Source organism: Spirosoma koreense (assembly GCF_054777875.1).
The window spans coordinates 1,074,932-1,099,969 of the sequence record NZ_BAAHAC010000005.1 but is presented as its reverse complement, the minus strand read 5'-3'; the positions used below and the strand labels follow the sequence as shown (position 1 = coordinate 1,099,969).

The 25,038-nt window shown below is 52.4% G+C and carries 21 protein-coding genes; 15 read left to right on the top strand and 6 right to left on the bottom strand.

Features of this window, described 5'->3' with window-relative positions; translation table 11 throughout:
• Positions 1 to 14: 14 nt before the first annotated feature.
• From ACYVC2_RS10385 to ACYVC2_RS10340, 10 genes are all read left to right on the top strand, one after another.
• Entirely contained in the window at positions 15 to 1,877 is a 1,863-nt protein-coding gene (locus ACYVC2_RS10385; protein ID WP_461102239.1) for an OstA-like protein, read from the top strand.
• Between the two features lie 94 nt (positions 1,878 to 1,971).
• The gene (locus ACYVC2_RS10380) at positions 1,972 to 2,628 is read left to right on the top strand and encodes a T9SS type A sorting domain-containing protein (RefSeq protein WP_461102237.1); all 657 of its coding nucleotides are present in this window, start codon (positions 1,972 to 1,974) and stop codon (positions 2,626 to 2,628) included.
• A gap of 125 nt (positions 2,629 to 2,753) precedes the next feature.
• Positions 2,754 to 3,650, top strand: coding sequence for an outer membrane protein assembly factor BamD (locus ACYVC2_RS10375; RefSeq protein ID WP_461102236.1), 897 nt, complete (start codon positions 2,754 to 2,756; stop codon positions 3,648 to 3,650).
• Positions 3,651 to 3,720: 70 nt separating this feature from the next.
• The gene (locus ACYVC2_RS10370; RefSeq protein WP_461102235.1) at positions 3,721 to 4,035 is read left to right on the top strand and encodes a DNA-directed RNA polymerase subunit omega; all 315 of its coding nucleotides are present in this window, start codon (positions 3,721 to 3,723) and stop codon (positions 4,033 to 4,035) included.
• A 130-nt stretch (positions 4,036 to 4,165) separates the two neighbouring features.
• The gene (gene coaBC, locus ACYVC2_RS10365; protein ID WP_461102234.1) at positions 4,166 to 5,398 is read left to right on the top strand and encodes a bifunctional phosphopantothenoylcysteine decarboxylase/phosphopantothenate--cysteine ligase CoaBC; all 1,233 of its coding nucleotides are present in this window, start codon (positions 4,166 to 4,168) and stop codon (positions 5,396 to 5,398) included.
• Positions 5,399 to 5,452: 54 nt separating this feature from the next.
• Entirely contained in the window at positions 5,453 to 6,367 is a 915-nt protein-coding gene (porD, locus tag ACYVC2_RS10360; protein WP_461102233.1) for a type IX secretion system protein PorD, read from the top strand.
• 92 nt (positions 6,368 to 6,459) lie between these two features.
• Positions 6,460 to 8,136: a DNA repair protein RecN gene (gene recN, locus ACYVC2_RS10355; protein ID WP_461102232.1), complete on the top strand. Its 1,677-nt coding sequence runs from the start codon at positions 6,460 to 6,462 to the stop codon at positions 8,134 to 8,136.
• A gap of 62 nt (positions 8,137 to 8,198) precedes the next feature.
• Positions 8,199 to 8,654, top strand: a complete 456-nt coding sequence (locus ACYVC2_RS10350; protein ID WP_461102231.1) for a BAR domain-containing protein — start codon at positions 8,199 to 8,201, stop codon at positions 8,652 to 8,654.
• Positions 8,650 to 9,288: an SCO family protein gene (locus ACYVC2_RS10345; RefSeq protein ID WP_461102342.1), complete on the top strand. Its 639-nt coding sequence runs from the start codon at positions 8,650 to 8,652 to the stop codon at positions 9,286 to 9,288. The genes ACYVC2_RS10350 and ACYVC2_RS10345 overlap by 5 nt, the downstream gene beginning before the upstream one ends.
• Positions 9,285 to 9,704 carry a c-type cytochrome gene (locus tag ACYVC2_RS10340; protein ID WP_461102230.1) on the top strand — a complete coding sequence of 140 codons (420 nt, stop codon included), beginning with the start codon at positions 9,285 to 9,287 and terminating at the stop codon, positions 9,702 to 9,704. The genes ACYVC2_RS10345 and ACYVC2_RS10340 overlap by 4 nt, the downstream gene beginning before the upstream one ends.
• Before the next feature lie 12 nt (positions 9,705 to 9,716).
• On the opposite strand, the gene lptC is transcribed toward ACYVC2_RS10340, so the two are convergent.
• From lptC to ACYVC2_RS10325, 3 genes are read right to left on the bottom strand one after another with little or no spacing between them, the layout of a single operon-like run.
• Positions 9,717 to 10,310 carry an LPS export ABC transporter periplasmic protein LptC gene (gene lptC / locus ACYVC2_RS10335; protein ID WP_461102229.1) on the bottom strand — a complete coding sequence of 198 codons (594 nt, stop codon included), beginning with the start codon at positions 10,308 to 10,310 and terminating at the stop codon, positions 9,717 to 9,719.
• A 28-nt stretch (positions 10,311 to 10,338) separates the two neighbouring features.
• Positions 10,339 to 11,577 (bottom strand): OmpP1/FadL family transporter, encoded by a 1,239-nt coding sequence (locus ACYVC2_RS10330; protein ID WP_461102228.1) that lies wholly within the window; start codon positions 11,575 to 11,577, stop codon positions 10,339 to 10,341.
• 10 nt (positions 11,578 to 11,587) lie between these two features.
• Positions 11,588 to 12,382: a type III pantothenate kinase gene (locus ACYVC2_RS10325; protein WP_461102227.1), complete on the bottom strand. Its 795-nt coding sequence runs from the start codon at positions 12,380 to 12,382 to the stop codon at positions 11,588 to 11,590.
• Between the two features lie 582 nt (positions 12,383 to 12,964).
• On the opposite strand from ACYVC2_RS10325, the gene rho reads away from it, so the two are divergent.
• The 3 genes from rho (at position 12,965) to ACYVC2_RS10310 (ending at position 16,701) form a co-directional block, all read left to right on the top strand.
• Positions 12,965 to 15,154: a transcription termination factor Rho gene (gene rho, locus ACYVC2_RS10320; protein ID WP_461102226.1), complete on the top strand. Its 2,190-nt coding sequence runs from the start codon at positions 12,965 to 12,967 to the stop codon at positions 15,152 to 15,154.
• Between the two features lie 104 nt (positions 15,155 to 15,258).
• The gene (locus ACYVC2_RS10315; protein WP_461102225.1) at positions 15,259 to 16,146 is read left to right on the top strand and encodes a sterol desaturase family protein; all 888 of its coding nucleotides are present in this window, start codon (positions 15,259 to 15,261) and stop codon (positions 16,144 to 16,146) included.
• Between the two features lie 261 nt (positions 16,147 to 16,407).
• The gene (locus tag ACYVC2_RS10310; protein WP_461102224.1) at positions 16,408 to 16,701 is read left to right on the top strand and encodes a hypothetical protein; all 294 of its coding nucleotides are present in this window, start codon (positions 16,408 to 16,410) and stop codon (positions 16,699 to 16,701) included.
• Positions 16,702 to 16,759: 58 nt separating this feature from the next.
• On the opposite strand, the gene ACYVC2_RS10305 is transcribed toward ACYVC2_RS10310, so the two are convergent.
• The 3 genes from ACYVC2_RS10305 to ACYVC2_RS10295 form a co-directional block, all read right to left on the bottom strand.
• The gene (locus ACYVC2_RS10305) at positions 16,760 to 19,906 is read right to left on the bottom strand and encodes an efflux RND transporter permease subunit (RefSeq protein ID WP_461102223.1); all 3,147 of its coding nucleotides are present in this window, start codon (positions 19,904 to 19,906) and stop codon (positions 16,760 to 16,762) included.
• Between the two features lie 111 nt (positions 19,907 to 20,017).
• A complete protein-coding gene (locus tag ACYVC2_RS10300; RefSeq protein ID WP_461102222.1) occupies positions 20,018 to 21,121 on the bottom strand; it encodes an efflux RND transporter periplasmic adaptor subunit in 1,104 nt (367 codons plus the stop codon).
• 3 nt (positions 21,122 to 21,124) lie between these two features.
• On the bottom strand, positions 21,125 to 22,459 hold the full coding sequence (locus ACYVC2_RS10295; protein WP_461102221.1) for a TolC family protein: 1,335 nt from the start codon (positions 22,457 to 22,459) through the stop codon (positions 21,125 to 21,127).
• A gap of 260 nt (positions 22,460 to 22,719) precedes the next feature.
• Here ACYVC2_RS10295 and ACYVC2_RS10290 point away from each other — a divergent pair, with 260 nt between their 5' ends.
• A complete protein-coding gene (locus ACYVC2_RS10290; protein ID WP_461102220.1) occupies positions 22,720 to 23,400 on the top strand; it encodes a response regulator transcription factor in 681 nt (226 codons plus the stop codon).
• Positions 23,401 to 23,534: 134 nt separating this feature from the next.
• Positions 23,535 to 24,941 (top strand): carbohydrate porin, encoded by a 1,407-nt coding sequence (locus tag ACYVC2_RS10285; RefSeq protein WP_461102219.1) that lies wholly within the window; start codon positions 23,535 to 23,537, stop codon positions 24,939 to 24,941.
• Positions 24,942 to 25,038 lie beyond the last annotated feature (97 nt).

Below are 25,038 nucleotides of genomic sequence, written 5' to 3'. Positions count from 1 at the left end.
GTAGTTTTGTCCGTATGATTCGTTTGATTACCCGTGTGCGGGGCGTGTTTATTTTTAGTTGTTTGGTTCTGCTGTCGACGGGCTTGCTGGCACAGGTCGGCACGCCGTCGCCCAGTCGTCCGCTCCCCGCCGGTGGGGTCTCCGACAAAGTCGAACTATTTCATGCCGACAGTCTGGTGGTTCTCAACGTGCCGGGGCAGGTCGTGCGAAAGTTACACAATAACGTCAGGCTTCGCCACAAAGGGGTGTTGATGTATTGTAACCTGGCCATTCAGAACGTTACGACCAACATCATCGAAGCTTACGGAAACGTCCGACTGGTTCAGGGAGACACGATTACGGTGCGGGGCGATACCATGTTTTATTACGGGAACACCCGGCAGGCCAACCTGCGGGGTCACGTCGTGATGAAAGATCGGAAGATGACCCTGACTACGGCTCAGCTCGATTACGACATGTTGTCCGGAATCGCGCATTATCCGGTTCCTGGCCGCATCGTCGATAAAGAAAATACCCTGACCAGCCGGGAAGGGTATTACGACACGCGCACCAAATTATTCACATTCCGGCAGGATGTTCGCCTGGTCAATCCTAAGGGCACACTCACGGCTGATTCTTTACTTTACAACTCGATCACGCGCCTGGCTACCTTCCAGGGGCCAACGCGCATCAAAAATAAAGACGGGGTATTGACGGCAGTGGCCGGTCAGTACAACACAGTGTCGGGCGTGTCGAATTTTGAACGACGGGCGACGGTCGAAACCCCTAAATACCGTCTGACCGGCGATTCCCTTTATTACGATAACCTGTCGGAGCTGGGCATTGCGAAAGGCAAGGTGATCATGATCGCCAAAGACCGTAAAGCCGTCATTACGGGCGACCATGTACGCTACAACGGAAAAGCGGGTATCTCACGGGTGACGGGCCATGCCGTAGCCAAAAGCCTTGCTAACGAAGCCACGAACGACACGCTTTACCTACGCGCCGACACCCTGTTTTCATTCGATAACAAACTGACCAATACCCGTCGGTTTTTGGGTCAGAAAAACGTATTTGTCTACAAATCGGACCTGCAAAGTAAATGCGACTCGCTGATTTATGACACGGCGGACTCGACAATTTACTTCTACAAGAAACCTATAGTCTGGAGTCAGAACAAGTACCAGATGGAAGCCGATTCGATACGGGCCCGCATGAAGAACAACCGGATTCATACGCTTTACATGAAGACCAAATCCTTTGTTATTTCGCTCGATACGCTCAAGAATTTCAATCAGATAAAAGGCAGGACGATTACGGCTTATTTCGCGACTAAACTGGTCAAACCGGATAGTATTTCAGAAGAATCCGGGCGTTCCGCGAAACTTCAGGCCGGTAAACCCGTCTCAGTATCAGCAACGATTCCAGGGAGTGGTTCGGCAGTTGCAACGAATCCCCCCCCGCAACGCGTAAAGGATCAAAAAAGTACATTGCCAACGTCAACGACGGCTCCGGTTATGGAACAGACCGTTCTGGATCGGGTCATTGTCGAGGGGAACGGACAAAGTCTATATTACGCGCTTGACGAGAAAAACAAAATGATTGGCCTGAACCACGTCGAATCCAGTCGGATGAACATCGATTTTGCTGATAACAAAGTCGGCCAGATTCGGTTTTATGGCCATCCGGATTCGCAGTTGATTCCGCCCAAAGAAATTACCAGCGATGTCCAGGAACTAGACGGATTTCGCTGGCGTGAAGTGGAGAAGCCAACCAAAGGGCAGGTACTCTGGCTCGAAACACCACCTGCGGAACGGCCTCTTGCCAAAAAAACACAAAAAAATAAGTCTACAGTTAAACCATTGGCTAAAAAACTCGTTCAAAGAAGTATTAAATAACCCTTTTAACAATTTTTTAGACAATCGTCCGTTGACTTTGTCTTTTAAGATGAATAGGTTTGTGGTGAAAACGTGTGTACCTGAATAGAATTTCATGAAACAAATTATACTTTTTAGTGTATTGACGGGCTTGCTACTGGTAACGGCCCCGCTCCGAGCGCAGGTCGCTCAGCGGGATTCGGATGCCAGAAAGGGAAGCCGGCTCGAACTGGGTCGAACGTCATCGACACGAAAAACCACCTCATCCGGGCTCCCGTCGCAACGATTTTCGATGACTCAGGAAGCCGGATTATCGGGTCTCGACCGGTCGATGTCCCTGAACAAAAACACGGCCATCAACGCTCATTACCGGTCGCTGCTGATGAACCCCTCGGCCGCTAAACCGACAGCCAGAGCGGCCTCGGCCGAAAGTGCACCGGTGGCAGCCAGTGATCTGCGGCCAGCCGCTGTCCCGGAAGTGAAAGAAGAGAGCTTATTGTATACCAGCGAAAAGATCTGGGTATCAAACGCTTACCCGAACCCCGCTGACGATTTTGCTGAACTGGACTATCAGTTTACCGGGCCTGTTAACGAAGCCAAGCTTACCTTATTGAATGTACTGGGAGCGCCCGTAGCCGCGCATGAACTGGACCGGAACGAGCGTAAGGTTCGAATTGCCACCCGGCATCTCGATATGGGGTATTATTTATACCAACTTTCTGTTGACGGCAAAAAAGTGGCCACAAAACGATTGCTGGTTCGTCACCAATAGTAGCTGGCTGCATTTGTTAAAATACCCTAAATAAGGGGTAGTCCTTTATAAAATTCAGCACTACAGCAGGCTGCGTCGTCGTTACAACGGTGTAGCCTGTATTTTTTTTGTATCTTTGTAACGATATGCAACACCGTCGTACCCTCACGATTCTGCTGGGAATTTCAATCGCGTTTCTGCTTGGCGCGTGTGGTTCCTTTTCGAAACTCCAGAAAAGTGGAACGGATGATGAAAAATATAAAGCAGCGGTTCAGTATTACAAAAAAGAGGACTGGTATCATGCTGGCCTACTCTTCGAAGAGCTGATTCCGGTGCTCAAGGGAAGCACGGAGTCCGAAATGGCGCAGTTTTATTATGCCTACACGCAGTATCAGCAGCAGCAATACCTGCTAAGCTCTACTCTGTTCAAGAAATTTTACGAAACCTTTGCCCGTTCGGACTACGCGCAGGAGGCTATGTATATGTATGCCTACTCGCTGTACAAAGACACGCCTGCTTTCAATCTGGACCAGTCGAATACCCTAACGGCAACGTCGGCTTTGCAGGACTTTATCAATCTGTACCCAGACAGCAAGTATAAAGATGAGGCCACCAAGCTGATTCTGGACCTACGGTCGAAACTGGAGCGGAAAGCGTATGAGAAAGCGAAGCTGTACTTCAAGACCAGCGGCTTTAACATTGCCTCCTATAAGTCGGCGGTCATCTCGATCAATAACTTCCAGAGAGATTTTCCGGATTCGGGTTACAATGAAGAGCTAGCCTTCCTGAAAGTCGATGCTGAATTCAGCCTTGCTCAGAACAGTCTGGAATCCAAGCAGAAGGAACGTTATCAGGAAGCAATCAGTTATCATCAGGCGTTTGTTGACAAGTATCCCAATAGCCAATACCTGAAGCAGTCGGAAAAAATGTACGACACTAGCCAGAAGGAGATTGAGCGGCTGGATAATCTGGAGAAGGAACGCGAGAAAGAAAAAGAAAAACTCAAGAGTGCTCCCGCCAAAGTTACGGCGGCCAATAAATAATATTCATCCGTTGATACCCAGTCATTCGTACGCAACGATCAACTGCTGACTCAAGACTATCGACTAAATTATGGCAACCAATCAATCGATCATTACCCGCAACAACGACAAAATTGCGGCTCAAACCGGTAACCTCTACGAATCTGTTTCGATTATTTCGAAGAGAGCCCGGCAGATTGCATCGAAAAACAAAGAAGAACTAAGCAACAAATTGTCGGAGTTCGTTTCGGCGGTAGATAACCTCGAAGAAGTATTCGAAAACCGCGAGCAGATTGAAATTTCAAAATTTTACGAGCGGATGCCAAAACCGACTTCCATTGCCACCGACGAGTTTCTGGAAGGTAAGGTGTTCTGGCGTTACAATGACGAAGAAGCGCAGCAATAAGCCCTTCGCTTCACGTATGTTATTCATGACCGCACGGTAATCTATCGTGCGGTTTTAATGTTTTTGATTAGTTGACAGTCGTAACCGAGTAGTAAATTGACTACTAATCACTATCGACTAACCTACTCCTATGTCTGTAGCGGGCAAACGAATTCTTTTAGGCGTAACGGGTAGTATTTCTGCCTATAAATCGGCCTTGCTGGTCCGACTGCTGATAAAAGCGGGAGCCGAAGTGCAGGTCGTCATGACCGAATCGGCGCAGGCTTTCCTTACACCTCTAACCCTGGCGACCCTCTCAAAGCGACCTGTTCTCTCCAGTTTCGTTTCGGCGGAGACAGGCAGCTGGAATAATCATGTCGAGTTAGGGCTGTGGGCCGATGCTCTCGTCATTGCGCCTGCCACCGCACACACCCTCGCCCGTTGCGCAACCGGCCTGTGCGATGACCTTCTATCGGCTGTTTATTTATCGGCCCGCTGTCCGGTGTTTTTCGCGCCGGCCATGGACGTCGATATGTACCAGCATCCAACAACGGTCGAGAATTTACGCCGTCTCGAATCGATAGGTAACTACCTGATTCGCGCCGAGCACGGCGAACTGGCCAGTGGTTTAGTCGGCGAAGGTCGTCTGGCTGAACCCGAGCATATCATGCAGGTGCTTGAGAAATTTTGGTCGACCACCTCAGAGCGCACTGCGCTGAACGGAAAGCGAATATTGATAACCGCAGGCCCGACGCAGGAGCCTATCGACCCGGTCCGGTATATTAGCAATCATTCGACGGGTAAAATGGGCTATGCGCTGGCGAAGGCTTTTGCCGATGCTGGTGCCCACGTGACTCTGGTGAGTGGGCCTACGACCTTACCCCTACCCGCTCCGACCGTCCATCGGGTTGATGTCCGTTCGGCTCAGGACATGTTCTCAGCCGTACAAAGCGTTTTCTCCACTGCCGACATTGCCGTATGGAGTGCCGCCGTGGCAGATTACACCCCCGCTCATCCTGCCGCCCACAAGATCAAAAAAAAAGAAAGTACGTTTGCCCTTGAGTTGACTAAAACGCCCGACATTGCCGCCACGATGGGAGCTCAGAAACGCCCGGAGCAATGGCTGATGGGCTTTGCACTCGAAACCAATAACGAACGCGATAACGCTCTGGGCAAACTGCACGCTAAAAATTTAGACTGGATTGTTTTAAATTCACTTCGTGATGCCGGAGCCGGTTTCGGGCACGATACCAATAAGATCACCGTTATTGATAAAGACGAACAAATCCATGAATTTGGGTTAAAACCCAAGACGGAAGTCGCTCAGGATTTGGTAAATTTGATTGCCGATTCGGTCCTCCGTCCAGACCGTCGCCGGTCTTAATTTCCTTAGCCGGGAGTACCTCTGCTAACCCGCAGATTCCCAGAGACAGCACCCATGAAAGCGCTTTATATTTTCTTATTCGTCAGTGGCCTCTTCGCTTCGGCGCAAGCTCAGGAGCTGAACTGCCAGGTGACGGTCAACTCTGATCAGTTGTTTGCGCAGCAAAAAACTGATTTTTCGTACGTAAACCAACTAAAGGGCATCATTACCGAGTTCATGAACAACCGGCGCTGGAGCAACGACCAGTTTACGGTAGCCGAGCGGATCAACTGCTCCATGAACATCAACCTGATCAAATCACTCACACAGGGTGCTTTTGAAGCAACGGCGCAGATTGTCGTAACGCGACCAGTGTATGGAACAAATTACGAAAGCACCATTTTCAGTTACGTCGATCGGTCCTTTAATTTTGTTTATTTGCCCACTACCCCCGTTTACTTCCGGGATAACCAATACTCAGACGATCTGACGTCGCTGCTGGCTTTTTATGCCAATGTTATCCTGGCGGTCGATTATGATTCGTTCAGTAAGCAGGGGGGCAGCCAATTTATTCAGCGCGCTTACAGCATCACGAATCTGGCTCAGCAAGGATCGCCTAATGCGGCCTGGCAGACCGGGGGCGACCGCCGGAATCGATACTGGCTGGTCGAGAATCTACAGAATCAGCAGTTGATCCCGTTCCGCGATGGCATGTACACCTACCACCGTCAGGGTCTGGATGTTTTTGCGGCCAATCCGGTGCAGGTGCGTAAACAAACCCTGACGTTGCTGAACACCATTCGTACCATTGGGCTTCAATTGCCCAACTCAGTCCTGATAAATTCGTTCTTCGACGCCAAATCGCAGGAATTATACAATATTCTATACGAAGGTACGCCCAACGAGCGCAAGCAAGCCTTCGATTTACTTTCGTACTTAGATCCGGCCAAAACCGAAAACTATCGAAAACTAATCCTTGATGGCCAGTAGAGAATACCCAATTGTCTGTTGACAGGAGATGCTCTGGCTATTCCATGCCGACTAACAACCAGCTACTATCTACTACAAACTGATCCCTGATTTTGCTGTCGCATCTACTCATAAAAAATTACGCACTGATCGACGAACTGGAACTCATGCCCGACCGTGAACTCAACATCATCACGGGCGAAACGGGAGCCGGAAAGTCTATCATGTTAGGCGCTATCGGTCTGTTGCTGGGCAACCGGGCCGATACGCGGGTCTTATACAATCCCGAACGTAAATGTGTCATCGAAGGAACCTTTGGTGTAGCGGGTTACATCATTGAACAGATTTTCGAAGACGAAGAATTAGATTACGCCAGCACCTGCATCGTGCGTCGGGAAATTAGCGTCAGCGGAAAATCGCGGGCCTTCGTCAACGATACGCCGGTGAATCTGGAGACCCTCCGCCGGGTAACGAGCCAGTTGATGGACATTCACTCGCAGCACGATTCGGTCCTGCTGGGTTCGAACGAATATCAGCTGGAAATTGTCGATACCTACGCGCAGAACGACTCGCTGCTACGTATCTATCATGCTGATTTTCAGAACTACCGCGCCAAAAAATCGTTATACGATCAGTTGCTGGCCGAGGCTGCCTCAATGCGGAAAGAGTTCGATTATAACAATTTCCTTTACGAAGAACTGGTTAAAGCCCAGCTTCAGCCCGACGAGCAGGAGTCGCTCGAACAGGAGCTGACCATTCTCGAAAATGCCGAAGAAATTAAAGAGCGGCTGCAACTGGCCTATGAATACTTAGACAATACCGAACAATCGGTCATCGACTTTCTAAAAGGAACCGTCAGCAACCTGGCCTACATCAGTAAGCTGTCCAACCAGTATGAGCAGTTACAGCAGCGCGCTCAAAGCAGCCTGATCGAGTTGCGCGACCTGGCCGATGAGATCAGTACCGAGCAGGATCGGGTCGAGGTTGACGACACGCGGGCCGAAACGATTCGGGAACGACTGAACCTGTTATACCAGCTTCAGACCAAACATCAGGTCAAGGACATCGCCGGGTTGATCGGGCTACGGGACGAGCTGAGTCAGAAAGTTAGCCGGGTCCTGAACCTGGACGACGCGCTGGCCGATGCTAAAGCCCAGGCCGAAGCCGCCCGCGGTCAGTTACAGATTAGTGCCGAAGCGTTGTCAGAATCGCGGCTCATCGTACTGTCGAACATCGAGACGGAGATCGGTAACCTACTGCACGACCTGGGTATGCCGAATGCCTCCCTGAAAATAGCGGCCGAGAAAGCAAAACCCACACCAACGGGTATCGACACAATTTCGTTTTTGTTCAGCGCCAACAAGGGTATCAAACCCCAGCAGTTGAAAAACGTGGCGTCTGGCGGTGAGTTTTCGCGGCTGATGATGGCCATCAAGTACATTCTGGCCAGCAAACGCTCGTTGCCAACCATTATTTTCGACGAAATCGACACTGGAGTTTCTGGTGAAATTGCGATCAAAATGGGGAACATGATGCGCGATATGGCCCATAGCCACCAGATTATTGCTATCACGCACCTGCATCAGATAGCCGGTCAGGGAACGGCGCATTATTTTGTGTACAAAGATCACTCGGCCGATAAAACCGTCAGCCGGATCAAGAAGCTCACCCTGGACGAACGTATCCATGAGATTGCCCAGATGATCGGCGGAAAGAACCCGTCGGCCAGCGCTCTCAAAAACGCCCGCGAAATTTTGAAACAACGCCCGGCAACTGTAAAATCGACCTAAGCAGAAAGTCCGCAAGGCTTTCAGTCAGGTTGCTAATCTTAGCCATTTTTTCACTATACTCTATGCGCAGACTTGTACTTGTAGTTACAGGCTTATTTCTTCTCAGCGGTCTCTTCCCGGGCTGTACGTCCGACCAGGATACCGTTAAGGAAGCCGAAAATGAAGTGTTCGATATTCACGACGAGGTAATGCCCAAAGCGGGCCAGATCATGAAGCTGCAAAAGCAGTTGAAACAGCGCATCAGCTCGCTGGACAGCCTTAAAGCCAGTGGTTCGGCGGCCACCGATCTGCGTTCTGGTGAAGACAAAGAACAGGCGTTGCGTTTAAGCCGCGACCTGACCATCGCCGACAGTCTGATGATGGCCTGGATGACCCATTACAACGGGGACACGCTGGCTAAACTCTCGTCGGAGGAAGCGTTGAAATACCTGGCCGCCCAAAAAGATCAAATCTCAGATGTCAAAACAAGAATCAATACCAGCATTGAACAGGCCAAACAGTTTCTGGGTAAAAATTAGCGGATTTACACTACTGACTACGCTGATCCTTTTTTTCTGGAACTGCGGTCAGCATCCGGATAAACTTCCCATTCTGGGTCAGCGGGAGTTGGTGACCAAACAGGTCGGTGGCAAAACCGTTACCGACTCGGTCTACCAGTCGATTCCCGATTTCAAATTTGTCAGTCAGTACGGCGACACGGTTACGGCAAAAACCCTCGACAACAAAATTTACGTCGCTGATTTCTTCTTTACGAGCTGCCCTACCATCTGCCCAAAAATGAAGGTGCAGTTGAAACGGGTTTACGAGAAGTTCAAAGGGAATCCCAACGTGATGCTGCTGTCGCACACCATCGACCCGGCGCACGATTCGGTGGCGGTGTTGAAGGAATTTGCGGACAACCTGGGGCTAACGGGTCGGCAATGGCTGTTCGTGACTGGCGATCGGGAGAAAATCTACGACATCGGCGAGAAGAGCTACATGGTAACAGCCCAGGCCGACGAGTCGGCACCGGGGGGCGTCGTTCATAGCGGAGCGTTTATCCTGGTCGATAAAGCCAAACACATCCGGGGTATCTACGACGGAACCACCGAAGCCGGCGTCGACAAGTTGATGAACGATATGGAACGGCTGCTGGCCGAGTACCAATCATGAGGTATACGCTCCAACGGCTCCTGCTTTTTTCCGTCTTTCTTTCGTCACTGGCTTGTCAGACTGAAGAGGAGATCAAGCGGCAGCGCTACATCACGGAGGGCATTCTGGTGTACAAGAACAACTGCGCCAACTGTCATCAGGAAAAAGGAGAAGGCCTTTCGGCGCTTTATCCGCCCATTGCCAAGTCCGACTTTTTAAAGCACAAAAACACGGTGATCTGCCTGATTCGGTACGGCCAGCAGGGCCCAATCGTCGTAAACGGAAGGCCATACAACCGGCCCATGCCCCCGCAACCCCAACTGAGCGACCTGGAAGTCGCCGAGCTGGTTACGTACATCTACAACGAGTGGGGCAACGAAAAGAAACTGACCGGCGTCAAAGAAGTAACGCCGGTTCTGGAAGCCTGTAAAAAATAAATGGGGAGCGGTCTAAAGGCCTCCTTCCACGTTAAATACGCCCGTCGGCTTACGGATAGAATATTGGGTAAAGTCCTGATTGGCGTCCAGACCCATTCCGTAAAGTTTTTCGCCCGTCGCTTCGCTTAAAACAGTCACCTGCTTGTCTGTGTAAACTTTCTTGGTCACCGGATTCCAGGTCAGCTCAGGTGTCAGCAGTTTTTCCTGTTTTTGCTTATTGACTACCACCACATGGCCCATCACCGTATACAAGTCTTTGGCCTTGTTGTACCGGCCCGAATCGGAACGGAGGGTTGTGGCTTCTTCGCCAGTAGGGCCGTAAAAAACGATGTTGACAGGCTTGGGGTAGGTGCGGTTTTCGTTGCTATAGCGCAGTTGCTTAGCCGTTGTCAGACGAACCTTGATCACTGCTGCTTCGCTGTAGAGCAGTTTCACATCATTGATTTCTTCGATTGGACCGGCATAAGGCTCTACTTTTTTAACCTGTTTGGCTTGTTCGCAGGCAACGAAAAAAAGTGATGAATGAAGCATGATGAGTGATGAATAAATAATAGACTGCAACCGTCCGGTCATTTTCCACCGACGCTCTTCCTTAGTATTCACCATACACTCTTCACTCTTCATTCGATTTAATTTAATCGACGACTTGCTTACGGAACCACCAGTCATTGAGTGAGAACCCTAAGGCCATTCGTACATATTGCTCACGAATCTGTGTACCTGTCAGCACGCCCCGCTGACCACCGACGACAGACAGGGTTACGTGATTGACCAGATACGAACCCAGCGGCAACGACAATCCTATACTTCCGTTGATATCGTTGATCTGCGTCCCGTTTACCAGATACGGCATGCGATTATACTGAAATCCAGCCCGGTAAGTGATCAAATCCCGGTACCGGTTTGAATTGATTTTGGGCGTGTACTCGACGCCGGCGGCAATGTTTATCCCATCCCTGAGGCTGCCAGAAGCATTGTCGGACGTACGGTACTGGCTCCACTGCTGGAATCCAACATCAACACCTACTAGGAGGGTATTGTTCTTTTCCACACTTATTCCGAAGTTCACCTGATGCGGTAACGTAGCCTTACCACTCGAATTCAGCCGTAGTGTATCGGCGACGGCCCCGAGATACGATTTCTGATAAATATCCGTCTGCGTACCCTTAATCCGGGTTTGCGGATCGAAGGTAGCCCCAAGATTCAGCGTCCACGTGTCATTGATTTTAGGACGCCAGGCGGCTCCGAGCTTCCAGACAACATCGCTATAGTTTATCCGGTTCAGGTGCCCGACACCCACATCCTGACTGCTGTTGGTATTCACAAGCGCATTCGACGAGTAAGTGATATTCCCGAACAGAAAGGAAGCTTCTATGCCAGCGTAGAGGTTTTTCGTAACCCGAACCCCGTTCGAAAAACTGGCCTTGTTTAAGCCGCCCCGACCGGTATAGCTGTACTCCGCTTTATACGGTGAGCCAGGGATGGCTGTTTCCTGCTGGGTCGTGTAATTTACATACGAGTAGGGTTTCAGGCTGATGGCCATGTTCCAGCGTGAGTTAGCCGGAAAGGCCAGTGCCAGATAGCCCAGATTGACCGCCGTTGCCCGCTGGCTTTGCAGACTGTTGCTGATGTACTGGCTGAGGCTTTTAGTTTCCCCGATCAGGCCCACCTCAAAGACCGTAAACCGCGTACGACGAGCCAGCAAAGCGGGGTTTTGCAGGTTCATATAAAATGAGCTGGCATTGCTGATGCCTACCCCGCCCATCCCCAGGTTGGTTACATTTCCCTGGCTGTACAGCTCACCGATGCCCAAAGCTGAATAAGGTGAATTACCTAATCCCTGCGCCAGTACCATTGGCGACGTCGCGGCCATGGCCAGCAAACTATGCGTTAACGTCTGGCGTATCCGCTTGTAAATTCTCAACATTATAGCGTAAAATTCGATTCAATCCAGTCAGCACCAATTCGGGCACTGCAAATATCGGGGGTTTCAAACGACTTTCAAAGGCGGGCATGTCGCCACCGCAGGCTAACACCACCACGTCGGGCTTCTGCTGACGATACACATCGATCAGGCCGTTCATTTCAAACAACAATCCATTCATTACCCCGCTCTGCAAGGCCTGCTGCGTATTCGTTGCCGTTAGCGTAGGCCACTCAACCGGTGCTTCGACCCAAGGCAGCCGGGCCGTCTGCTCATGCATAGCCCGGAACCGCATCCGCAATCCGGGGGAAATCGATCCACCCCGAAACACCGCATCTTTATCCACAATGTCCGCTGTCAGGCACGTACCCAGATCGAGCACCAGGCAATCCTGCCCCGGAAACATCGCCGTTGCACCGACCGCAGCCGCTACCCGATCGGCCCCGAGCGTACTGGGCGTATCGTAGGCCTTACGTATGGGCACAAGCGTTTGGCTGTCCAGCAAACGAACGTCAGTGGCAACCTGGACCAGCAGGGTGCGTATTTCTTCAGCTGGCTGACTCGTAGACGACACCAGTACATAGCCAACCGTTCGGTTCCTGAGAGCCTCCAGCAGAGCCTGAGTCGACCGATAGCGGTTCACTTCAACTAGCGAGGGCCCATTGAACCACCCCACTTTCAAACTGGTGTTTCCCCAATCAATGACCAGATTCAGATCTTCTGATGGTTGGGTATATATAGAGTCGGTTCCCATGGGCTATACGATGCTGTCAACGTCGATCGAATCGACAAAATTTGCAATTCTCCGTTGTTTTAAGGATTTTTAACGACGGAACTTTCGTGAGTGCGAAAATCGGCGCCGGATGCTTTGAACTTAGCTGCCGTTGACCCGTCAATAAATTTTATCCACGTGCTGGAAACATTTGATACCAATTAACGTTCTCTTGACAATACCGGATCAATCTACTACCTTTGCTACCATCAATCTGGCGGTAGGTAGTATTTTCAGAAAAGCAGCCTAAAGCTACGGCCGACCGTCGCAATAGCAAACTTTCCGTTTCCAAACGTTTTGATAACCCCCACGTCTGGTCCCACCAGGCATGTCTGTTTGGATTAGGTATTTCATCCCAGTTCATACGTTTGACTTATTTTCGTCGCATAACTACTTGCAGTCTGTCGAAGTAAATTTGATTGATCAATCTGTGGCCCCACTGTCAGGCTTATCTGGGCTTGTATATCTCCCTATCAAAACCGCCGTTTCTAATTTCAACAATCCCCAAGTTCCATCCTTACCGCACCAGCGGTCATTTTAAGGTTTATTGCTAACCTGACCTGTATGTTTAAGAAAGAAGATCTAGATGCGAAGCTTGTTGCGGAGCTTCAACCCATTGCCGAACAATTCGGCATTCGTAATATTGGTAAGTACACGAAAGAAAAACTGGTTTACGAAATATTAAAGCAGCAGTCCGAACAACCGGGAGCCACCGAAACGGCACCCGTTGAAGAAGCGCCCAAACGCGCCCGCCGGACGAAAGCCGCTCCTGCCTCTGAAGCGGCCGAACCCAGCCAGCCCACTGTCGGTACGACCACGACGGCCGAAACGAACACGCCTACCCGCCCGCGTACCCGTCGGGAGACGGCACCAGTCAGTCCGGCTGAAACGCCAGCTTCCGTTACCGCGAGCAATGCAGACGCTGCTGTAGAAGCCCAGCCAACGGAGCCCGTTCCGGTGGTAGCGCCCGCCGACGTACCCTCCGCCCCGCCGACCAGCGAGGCAACGTCGGAAAGCAAGCGGGAAAACTCGTCAAGCCAACCCATTCGAAACCGCAATGAGAATGGGCGCGAACGGTATGATACCAACACGAATAACCCGAATAATCCGTCGCCGACCGATCGGACGAACCGGCCGAATAATCTCCGCAACGATCGGCCACAACGCCAGGACCTGACCCAGCAACGCAGCCCCCGCCCCGAAGGGAATCAGGCCGGGCCCCGCGACGCACGGCAACGGATCGATACCAACCGGGACCGTCCGAACCGCGATAATGGAACCGGATCAGGAGGCCAGCGGGATAATCTGCAACGGCGCGACCAGCGTCCTCGAACCCAACGGGTCATTACCGACGAGACAGGCCTGAACTATGGTGGCCAAACGGAAGACGAGTTTCTGACGCCAACGGTCATTACGGAAGACTCCGCTCCGAATACGCAGTCGGTCACCGAATCGACCGATGTAATCCCTCAGACTGCCGTTACCCCGACTGACCTGCCGAATGGTACGCAGGCGGAGCAACAACCACAGCCGGATACCGGTCAGGCAGCTCAGCCCCAAATCCAGAGCCCGTCTCGCGAGGCTCAGGAATACCAGAACCGCATCCGTCGGCAGTATAATCAGCACATTCGTGAATTCGACGGCATCATCGACAACGAGGGTGTACTGGAAATTATGCAGGATGGCGGTTATGGCTTTCTACGATCGGCCGATTATAACTACCTGGCCAGTCCCGACGATATTTATGTGTCGCCTTCGCAGATCAAATTATTTGGTTTGAAAACTGGCGATACGGTTCGGGGAGCCATCCGTCCGCCGAAAGAAGGAGAAAAATATTTTGCCCTGCTTCGTGTGTCGACCGTCAATGGGAAAACCACGGAAGAGATTCGCGACCGGATTCCGTTCGAATACCTGACTCCGCTCTTCCCCGATGAGCAACTGCACCTGAGCAACCGGCCCGAAAACTATTCATCCCGTGTGCTGGACCTGTTTGCCCCAATTGGTAAAGGTCAGCGGGGTATGATCGTAGCGCAACCCAAGACGGGTAAAACGGTGCTGCTGAAAGAGATTGCCAACGCCATCACCAAAAACCACCCCGAAGTATACCTGATCGTTCTGCTGATCGATGAACGCCCGGAAGAGGTGACCGACATGGCCCGCAGCGTGAACGCGGAAGTAATTTCCTCGACATTCGACGAGCAGGCCGACCGGCACGTGAAGGTATCCAGTATGGTGCTCGAAAAAGCCAAGCGGATGGTCGAATGCGGCCACGACGTAGTGATTCTGCTTGATTCGATCACGCGGCTGGCGCGGGCCTACAACACGGTGGTACCCTCCTCGGGTAAGATCCTCTCCGGGGGTGTCGACGCCAACGCGCTACACCGACCCAAACGTTTCTTCGGGGCGGCACGCAACGTGGAAAATGGTGGCTCGCTGACGATCATCGCTACGGCTCTGATCGATACGGGGTCGAAAATGGATGAGGTAATCTTCGAGGAATTCAAAGGTACGGGCAACATGGAACTTCAGCTCGACCGTAAGCTGGCTAACAAACGCGTTTACCCAGCCGTCGATGTACTATCGTCCGGTACGCGTCGGGAAGACCTGCTCCTGGATAAAGAAACCCTGCAGCGTGTCTGGATTCTGCGCAAGCACATGGCCGACATGAACCCGATGGAAACCATGGACTTCCTGCTGGATCGCATGAAAGGCACCCGGACCAACGAAGAGTTTTTGATCTCGATGAACCGGTAGTACTTAGTCATTAAACACAGAGCCACAGAGCGCACAGAGTTTTCTCCGTGTTCTCTGTGGCTCTGTGTTTAAATCCAGTAACTTGCATAAAAGTCAGAAATAGTATGAGAGATCTGATTCAGTATGCCATTCCGGGATTCGTGATTCTGCTGGTAGCCGAAGTACTTGTGACAGCCAGGCAACAAAAAGACTATTACGACGCCAAAGATACCGCCAGTAGCCTGTCGATGGGGATCGGCAACGTCATCATCGGTTTCGTGGGGAAAGCGATTGTGTTTGGGGCTTATTCGCTCGTGTATCAGTTTCGCCTGTTCACCATCGACATGACCCAGTGGTGGGCGATTTTGTTTTTTGCCGACGATTTCAGCTACTATTGGTTTCACCGGATCAGCCACAGCAGTCGCTATTTCTGGGCTTCGCATGTGGTGCACCACTCCTCCATGAAATACAACCTGGGAACGGCGCTACGGCAAACCTGGACAGGCAATCTTTCGGGTGCGTTTATTTTCTGGATCTGGATGCCCCTGATCGGGTTTTCGCCCGTGGCGGTGATGACTATGCAATCCATCAGCCTGCTCTATCAGTTCTGGATACACACCGAACTCATTGACAGGCTCCCCGCTCCCATCGAATTTATCTTCAACACGCCCTCTCACCACCGGGTACATCACGGCTCGGACCTGGCGTATCTGGATAAGAACCACGCGGGTATACTGATCATCTGGGATCGGTTGTTCGGCACCTTCGAGCCCGAACGCAAGCGGCCTACGTATGGTCTGACGACCAACATCAATTCCCACAACCCCGTCAGAATTGCGTTCCATGAGTGGACGTCCATTGGCCAGGACATCCGCCGGGCCGGATCTATACGCAACGCGCTGGGGTATCTGTTTGGGCCTCCCGGCTGGAGCCACGACGGATCTAGAAAAACGACCCGGCAATTACGCGCACAGCAGCAACTTCAGGTACCGCAGCTTCAGGAGCATAAATAGCAGTAAATCAGCTGTTTAGAGCTAGAAAAACTACTTCAAACATGCTTCTTTCCTGTCCGTTTTTTGTCCGCATGACACCCTGCCACGGCCTCTTTTAGGGAACAAAAGCCGTTTATTTAGTTTTAAAAGTTAAACCTGTCGGCAAATTAGTGCTCTAACCCACACGATGCGAACGACAGTTCGTACGGGCTGGAGGTGAATTTTCTGGCGGGTTAAATAGTCTCGCTTTCAAAACAGTTTTCATTTTAACGATCAATTGTTATGAACACTATCTTAAAAAGTTGGCTATTCATTTGTTTGTTTTTCGGGTCTGTGGCCTATGCCGACGCGCAGGTTTACGTGCGCCGACGACCACCTCATCCGCGGGTTATCATCGCGCGCCCGCCGGCTCCCCGGTATGTGCGGCTTGCCCCTACGTGGCGCCCTTACCGGCCTGCTTATCGCTGGCATACCAACTACCGGGTGGTTACTCCCCGGCCACGCGCCATTTGGGTGCCTGGCCACTGGATAGCGCGCCGACATGGTAATGTCTGGCAACCCGGTTACTGGCGCTAGAATCAGTAAATAGAAATGATGCAAAACGGGGCCGGTTATTAAGCCGACCCCGTTTTGTTTAGGAATGATGCGGTACTTTTACCGTTTTCGACTCATGACGGGCCAGCTCTTTGCGCGCCCGTCGACTATGGATCAACTCGTACGTGACAGGCAGAATCAACAGCGAGAGCACCGTACAGGTCATCAGACCGCCGATCATCACCGTAGCCAGCGGTTTCTGGGTTTCGGAGCCAATGCCGGTCGACAGGGCAGCGGGCAGAAGACCCAGCGAGGCCATCAGCGCCGTCATCACCACCGGTCGGACCCTTGTCAGCGCCCCTTCCCGGATGGCCTCGCTGATGGGCAGCTTGTTGTGCAGGTTTTCCTTGAATCGGTTGATCAGAATGACCCCGTCCTGCACCGATACGCCGAACAGACAGATAAACCCTACCCCCGCCGATATGCTGAAGTTAATTCCGGTCAGCCAGAGGGCCAGCATACCCCCGATCAGGGCGAAGGGAACGTTCAGAATGATCAGGGCGGCATCCAGGGCGCTGCCAAACGTAAAGAGCAGAATCAGGAAGATGATCGTGATGCTGATGGGCACCACGATGGCCAGTTGCCGCTCGGCCCGCGTCTGGTTCTCGAACTCGCCCGCCCAGCGCATCTGAAATCCTTCAGGCAGTTTCACCTGGTCGCCTACACGCTTCTGGGCATCGGCAATGGTGCTGCCCAGGTCGCGGTCGCGCACCGAAAATTTGATGGCGATGAACCGGGCGTTGTTTTCACGGTAGACAAACGCCGGGCCGGAGCGGGTGCCGATTTCGGCCAGCTCTTTCAGCGGAATTTTACTACCCGACCGCGTCGGCACCATCAGATTCTCGATCAATTCGGGCGAGTAACGAAAGCGCTCGTCGTAGCGCACCTTGATATCGAAATGGCGTTCGCCTTCGTAATACTGGGTCACGGCTTTACCACCGATGGCCGTTTCGATCACCGACTGAGCAACGTCTGTAGGTACGTTATAGAGCGCCAGTTTCTGCGGATCGAGCTGGATTCGAAACTCCGGCTGACCCAGATTTCGGAAGACCCCGAGGTCGCTTACGCCCGGCACCTGTTTCATAACGTTGAATACTTTGGTCGCTTCTTTATCCAGTACATTCAGGTCCTGACCAATGATCTTGATTGCCATAGACCCTTTGACCCCCGATACAGCTTCTTCAACGTTGTCGGAAATGGGCTGCGAAAAATTAAAAGAAACCCCTTTAAAGCGGGCCAGTTTCCGCTGCATTTGCTCAACGAGTTCATCCTTTGTGACATCCCGTTTCCACTCTTCCTTGGGGTATAGATCAACAAAGAACTCGTTGTTGAAAAAACCGGTCGGGTCGGTGCCGTCGTTCGGGCGTCCGGTTTGCGAAATAACCCCGCGCACCTCCGGAAACTCTTGGAAAATAGCCCGGAATTTGCGGGTGTACGCGTAACTCTCGTCCAGCGAAACCGAGTAAGGTAAGCTCGCCCGCACGTAGATGGACCCTTCGTTCAGTTGCGGGAGAAACTCGGAACCGATGTGAAACAGGAAGAGGTAAACGGCAAGACCCAGGGAGCCAAGGGCAATGCCCATAATGGAACGGGGTTGCCGAATGGCCCAGTTCAATGCCGGTACGTAGGCCCGTTCGAGACCGCTGACTACGGGGTTATGCCGTTCGCGCACCTGCTTGTTGAGCAACAGGCTACACAACAGCGGAATCAAGGTCAGGCTCACGATCAGCGAACCTGTCAGCGCAAAACCGATGGTCCAGGCCAGCGGACTGAACAATTTCCCTTCGACCTTTTGGAAGGTAAAAATGGGCAGCAGAGCCGTGATGATGATAATTTTAGACGTAAAGATCGACTTACCCAGTTCCGTTGCATTCTGGGCAATCCAGCTCAGCTTCGACCGGCTGTTAAATTTCATCATCCCCATTTGCTCGGCCCGGTGCGCCAGCATCACAAACAAGCCCTCGACCATCACCACGGCGCCGTCGATGATAATTCCGAAGTCGAGCGCTCCGATGCTGAGCAGGTTCGCCGTCATACCTTTCAGCCGCAGGCAGATAAAAGCAAACAGCAGCGCCAGCGGAATCACGATGGCTACGGTAAGCGTCGTTCGCCAGTCGGCCAGGAAGATCAGCAGAATGAGCGTGACCAGGAAAATACCCGTCAGCACGTTTTCGCCCACCGTGTGCAGGGTGTAATTATTTAGTGTCGTGCGGTCATAGAAGGTTTTGATCTTGACGTCTTTGGGCAGAATCTGATTATTCAGCTCGTCGATTTTCGCCTTCAGGGCCGGAATCACATCGTTCGGATTCTCGCCCTTGCGCATCACCACGATACATTCCACCACGTCGTCCTGCCGGTCTCGCCCGACAATACCCAGGCGGGGCTGAAATCCTTCTTTCACCGTAGCCACATCCCGCACTTTGATCGGCACGCCGTTGACGTTGTCGATGATGATTCCCGCTACGTCCTCCGGCTTGGTCAGCAGGCCGATCCCTCGTACCACCAGCGACTGATTGCCCTGTTTGATGACGTCGCCCCCGACATTGATGTTACTCGACTGAATGGCCTGATCGACGTCGATTGCCGTAAAACCGTAGTTGGCCAGCAGCGTTGGGTTCAGATCGACCTCAATGGTTTTTACCTTTCCCCCAAAACTCACCACGTCGGCAATACCCGGTACGCTCTTGATCTGACGTTCGATGACCCAGTCCTGCAGGGTTTTCAGCTCGGTGATGTCTTTGGTTTTGCTCTCCAGTGTGAAGCGATAAATCTCGCCGGTCGGTCCGTACGGCGGTTCCACTTCGGCACTGACGCCGTCGGGCAGGTCGACAGCCGCAATCCGGTTGGCCACATTGGTCTGGGCCGTAAAGTTGTCGACCCCGTCCTCGAAGATCATCGTAACGACCGACAGGCCAAACAAAGATACCGACCGCAGCGTGCTTTTGCGCGGCACCGAGTTCAGTTCGGTTTCGAGCGGCAGGGTGACGAATCGTTCTACTTCTTCGGCCGAACGGCCCGGCCACTGCGTAATAACAATGACGTTGGTGTTCGTTACGTCCGGGAAGGTTTCGACGGGGGTGTTCAGGAAAGCGACGACTCCGCCCACAATAATGATCCCGATACCGAAAAAGACGGCAAAGCGGTTGACCAGCGCGAAGGTGATGATGCTGCGGATGAATTTGTTCATGAGCGGTGAAGAATGGATAATGAATAATGTAAAATGGATAATGAGCCCCTACCTACATCGACTTTTCGCAGGCATTATCCATTGTTCATTATCCATTACTCATTCACAAGATTAGTCCGTTAAATCGTTGTATAACAACAAACTACCTTCCGTTACGACGATATCGCCGGGCTTGAGGTTCCCTCCTTCCACAAAGGCATAGCGGGTCGTATTTTTCAGGACTTTTACCTCCCGAACCTCGTATTTATCCTTACCCGTCTGGACAATGACGTAGTAGTGATCGCGGTCGAAGACCACCGCTTTCTGCGACACCGCCAGGGCTTTTTCCCCGCCCGTCGCGCTCGTATTGGGCAGGTGCACGTGTACCGTTGCGAACATATCCGGTCGCAACAGCCCGTCTTTATTGTTCAGCACAATCCGTACTTTCAGCACCCTCGCCTGTTCATCCAGCACGCTGCTTACGTTGCTGATGAGGCCCTTGAAGATCTTGTCCGGGTAAGCCAACACCTGAATATCGACCGATTGCCCCTGTTTTATTTCAGGGATATCCTGCTCGTACACGTTAGCCAGCACCCAGATTTGCTGCAGGCTCGAAATGGTATACAGTGGATTCTGGTTATCGGCCCGCAGGTCCTGACCGGTATTGACGTTTTTCTCGACGATGTACCCCGCAATCGGTGCTTTGACCGAAAAATAAGGTTGTCCGGTACCGGCGGTGCTGCCTCCGTAAACCCGCAGAATATTCGCCGATTTACTCAGTTCGTCTTCGGCTTTTTTGACGTTGTTTTTGGCGGTCAGAAAATCCGTCTCCGACGCAAACCCCGATTTATACTGCGCCGACACGTTTTTATACTGCTGTTGCGCCACTTCCAGATCCGACTTATCTGCCTGGTAATCATTTGTATAAGTCGAAATATCGCCCGACCGAATCAGCGCCAGGTCCTGTCCTTTCTGCACGTAAGCGCCCAGCGAAGCCGTCGTTTTCTCGACATTCCCGCTCACCAGCGGAAACACCCGCACGACATTATCCTGGTCGAAGGTAACCGTGCCGTTTAGCGTCAGTTCATCTTCCGGATTCATGCGCCGAACCGAGTCGGTCAAATAACTGCTCGATGAATCAGCGCTGGAGGTAGGCGCTTTGGCACTTTCTTCGTTTTTGTGACCACAGGCGGCCAGTGCCAGCCCCATGACCACCGTACAGATTACCGGTCTCATGAATCAGAAGAATCGCGTGTTTGTCGTGTAGTTCAGCAATTGCTGGGTATTGAAAACATTGTTCAGCAGGTTGATATTATTGAGCTGCGCCTGCTGGTAGGTCCGGATTTTGTCCAGGTAATCGAGCAGCCCAATCGTGCGGGCGTTGTAGGCTTTGGTGGCTTCTACGGAAATATTCTGAATTCGATCCAGGTAGCCTTCGGGTCGGGCCGCCAGTTGCTCGTAGTAGGTATTGAGCTTGTCGTAGGCGTTCAGTACATCACTCTGGACAATGGTCTGCTGGTTTTCCAGGCCACTCGTCACGCTTTTCAGAGTTGTTTCTGCCGCCCGGATAGCGCCCTGATTCCGGTTCCGGATCGGTAGGTCCATCGACGCCTGGAAACCAAGAAAGTTTATGTACGCATTCCCGTATTTCTCGTATAACAGCCCGGTAGTCAGATCGGGCGTCCGGCGGGATTTTTCGAGGGCCAGGCTGCGTTCTGCGTTGTTGATCTGCTCCTGCGACAGCCCAATATCGGGCCGGTTAGCCTGCGCCGAATCGAGTGCGCTGGCCAGGGCCGGCACGGTAGTCCGGAGCGGAGGGAGCTCGGTCGGTAAAATAAATCGGTTGGCGGGCTGGCGCAGCAATACCCGAAGGGTGGCCTGTTCATCGGCGATTTGTGTGCGGTAATTCGCACTGTTGGCCTGTAAATCACGGATGGCTACTTCGAGCCGGGTAACTTCGTAAGGGGCTACCCCCCCGGTGCGAAGCGCAATCCGGTACGACTCAATCAACCGCTGCTGCCGGCTCAGCTCATCGTCGAATAACCGAAGCACCTGCAGGTCGTAATACAGATTGGCATAGGTCGTATACAACTGATAATGCAGCGTCCGCATGATATCGCGAAACGCCAGCCGGGCCAGCGATCGGTTGCTCTCGGCCAGCGCCACCAGCTTACTACGCTTGCCCGCCAGCAGAATCACCTGCTGCAACTGAACGGCGTAATAGCCGCTGTTGAAGACGCCCGCGTCGATATCGGCCTGGGAGGGTCGGCCAAACGGCAGGACTTTATGCGTTTGAGGGTTATAGAGGTTGCCCTGAAACCACAGATTGGGGTTTGGGCGAAGACCCGCCTGCGTAATCGACGCGTCGGCAATGTCGATCTGGTAGCGCTGGGCCAGCAGTTGAAAATTACGCTCCACAAACTGTTGTTCGAGTTGCGGCAGGCTCTGCCGTAGTGTGTCGACGGCGGGGAGCGCGGGGGCAGATGGCGTTTGGGCGGACACGAGTGAAAATCTACTCAGGCAACTTAGTCCAACACCAATGATACAGAGGGCGGTGAATCGAAAACAAGACATAATTTAGGGCGGGATAAGCTTAAATCCGGCTGATTTGGCGGCAAATAGCCATGTGGCTGTTAAGGCGTTGTTAAACCATCATTAATTATCGCTTAAAAAAGAAACCCGGCAGCATACTGAAGCAATGTTACCAATTGACCGGGTATAAATACTCATAAACAGCAAATAAATTTTAAAGGAGATTTAATTCAACTTTAAACCCGATTTAAAGTCCGTCCGGGACATTTGCTACGAGCACTAATCCGGTTGGGTATCGGCATATGAAAATATTACTTATTCAAAGCGACCATTCGTATCTCGATTTACTACACGAAACCTTGGGCGAACGCCATTACAACATGAAAATGGCAACCGACGGGTACACGGGTCTGGCCATGGCCCTCCATGCCCGCTTCGACCTCATCCTGATGGATACTCAGCTGCCGCGCATGGATGGCTTCGACGTAGTCAGGCGGCTGCGCCAGGAAAACGACTCGACCCCGGTCATGCTTCTGTCGAGTCAGCGCACCCCGGCCGATACAGCCAAGGGCCTCTACGCGGGAGCCGACGATTATGTGGTGCGCCCGTGTGATCTCGACGAACTGCTGGCTCGTATTTACGCCCTGCATCGTCGACGAACGGGCGGCTTCAATGCGCCTACGGTTCTGAGTGTCGATAATCTGGAGCTTAATCTGGCCGAAAAAGCCGCCTATCGGGCCAGCAGACGCATCAGCCTGACCGCCCGTGAGTTTCAGCTGCTCGAATTTCTGGTGGAAAATGCCGGACGCGTGGTCACGAAAGCGCAGATTCTCGAAAAAGTATGGGACAGTAACAAAGCCTGTAATACGAACAAGGTAGAAGTGTATATCAATTTTTTACGCAAGAAAATAGATCGGGAATTCGACCATAAACTAATCCATACGGCTATGGGGGTGGGGTATCTGCTCAAAGCAGGTTTATAAAAACAGCCTGTTCGCCTAGCACTATGCCACGGTCATCGGTACCGCATAAACAAACCGTGGTTCGTCGCAGCGGTTGCACGGTACTAAGCGAATATCCTGAAAACACATGCTTCATTTTCCGGATTATAGTAGGCATGGTACATGCGCTACGACCTTTAGGCTGGTGTTTACTGACTTTTTACCTGATCGGAACGACCGCTCAGGCCCAGCAGGACAACAACAATAATTACCTCGACTCGCTCCAGAACTGGAGCCTTCATTTTCAGTTCACCACCATCGTTCAGGGCCATACACGCTTCAACGGCGCAGGCTACGACGGTCGCAACACCCTGAGCGAACAGCCCGATACGGCCTTATCGGTGACTACAACCCTGTTTTTGGGCCGACGCCTGTGGCGGGGAGCCGCCGTTTACCTCAATCCCGAACTGGCGGGTGGACGCGGGGTCGGGCACCGCGACAGCCAGGATCCCGACAATGAAGACCTTTACGCACCAGCGGTCGGTATCGCAGGTTTTCCAAACGGCGAAACCTTCCGCATCGGCAGTGCACGTCCGGCGCTGTACCTCGCCCGGTTTTACATCGAACAGGTTATCCCGCTGGGCAAGAGCGCCCGCAACGAAGCGGAATCGGAAGCTAACCAGATCAGAGACTCCATTCCGGCTTCGCGTCTGGTAATCACGGCGGGCAAATTCTCCATTGCCGACATCTTCGACAACAACGCCTACGCCCACGACCCACGCAGCCAGTTTTCCAACTGGTCGCTGATGAACATGGGGGCCTGGGACTATCCGGCCAACACCCGCGGGTATACCTGGAGCCTGGCCGTCGAATACATCCGGCCTACCTACGCCATACGGGCCGCGGCTTCGCTGATGCCTATTGCGGCCAATGGCAACGTGCTGGACTGGAACGCAACCAAAGCCAATGCGCTGACGCTGGAGCTGGAACACAAGTTCAGGCTGTTGCGCCGGGCAGGCACGGTCCGTTTACTGGCTTTCCGGAATGTAACGAAAGCTCCGACCTACGTGTCGGCAACGCAGTTATTACAGGCCAACGCGTATCCGGCCGATCCCCCTTACATTTCTACCGGAACCACCTATGGCGGGGTCAAATACGGCTTCGGCCTGAATGCCGAACAGCCACTTGGCGACGTAGGTGGCCTTTTCGGCCGGGTAAGCTGGAACGACGGCCAAACGGCGACCTGGGCGTTCACAGAAATTGACCGTAGCGTTACCCTGGGCATTTACATCGGCGGTACGCGCTGGAAACGCCCCAACGACGTGATCGGTGTTGCCGGTGCGAAAAATGGCATTTCGGCCGAACATGCGGCTTTTCTGAATGCAGGTGGGATCGGCTTCATCCTGGGCGATGGCCGCTTGCCGAACTATAAATCCGAGAACATCCTGGAAGTTTTTTACAAAGCCCGGCTGGCCCATACGCTCTACCTGACGGCCGATTATCAACTAGTGCAACATCCGGGTTATAACGGCGACCGGGGTTCCGTAAACCTACTCGCTCTGCGAACCCATGTTGAGTTTTAGTAGTCATTGGTCATTAAGTGGTCATTGGTAGTTATTGGTTGTCAGTCAATCGTCCTCGTTACGACCAGTACCTATCAATGACCACTTAATGACCACG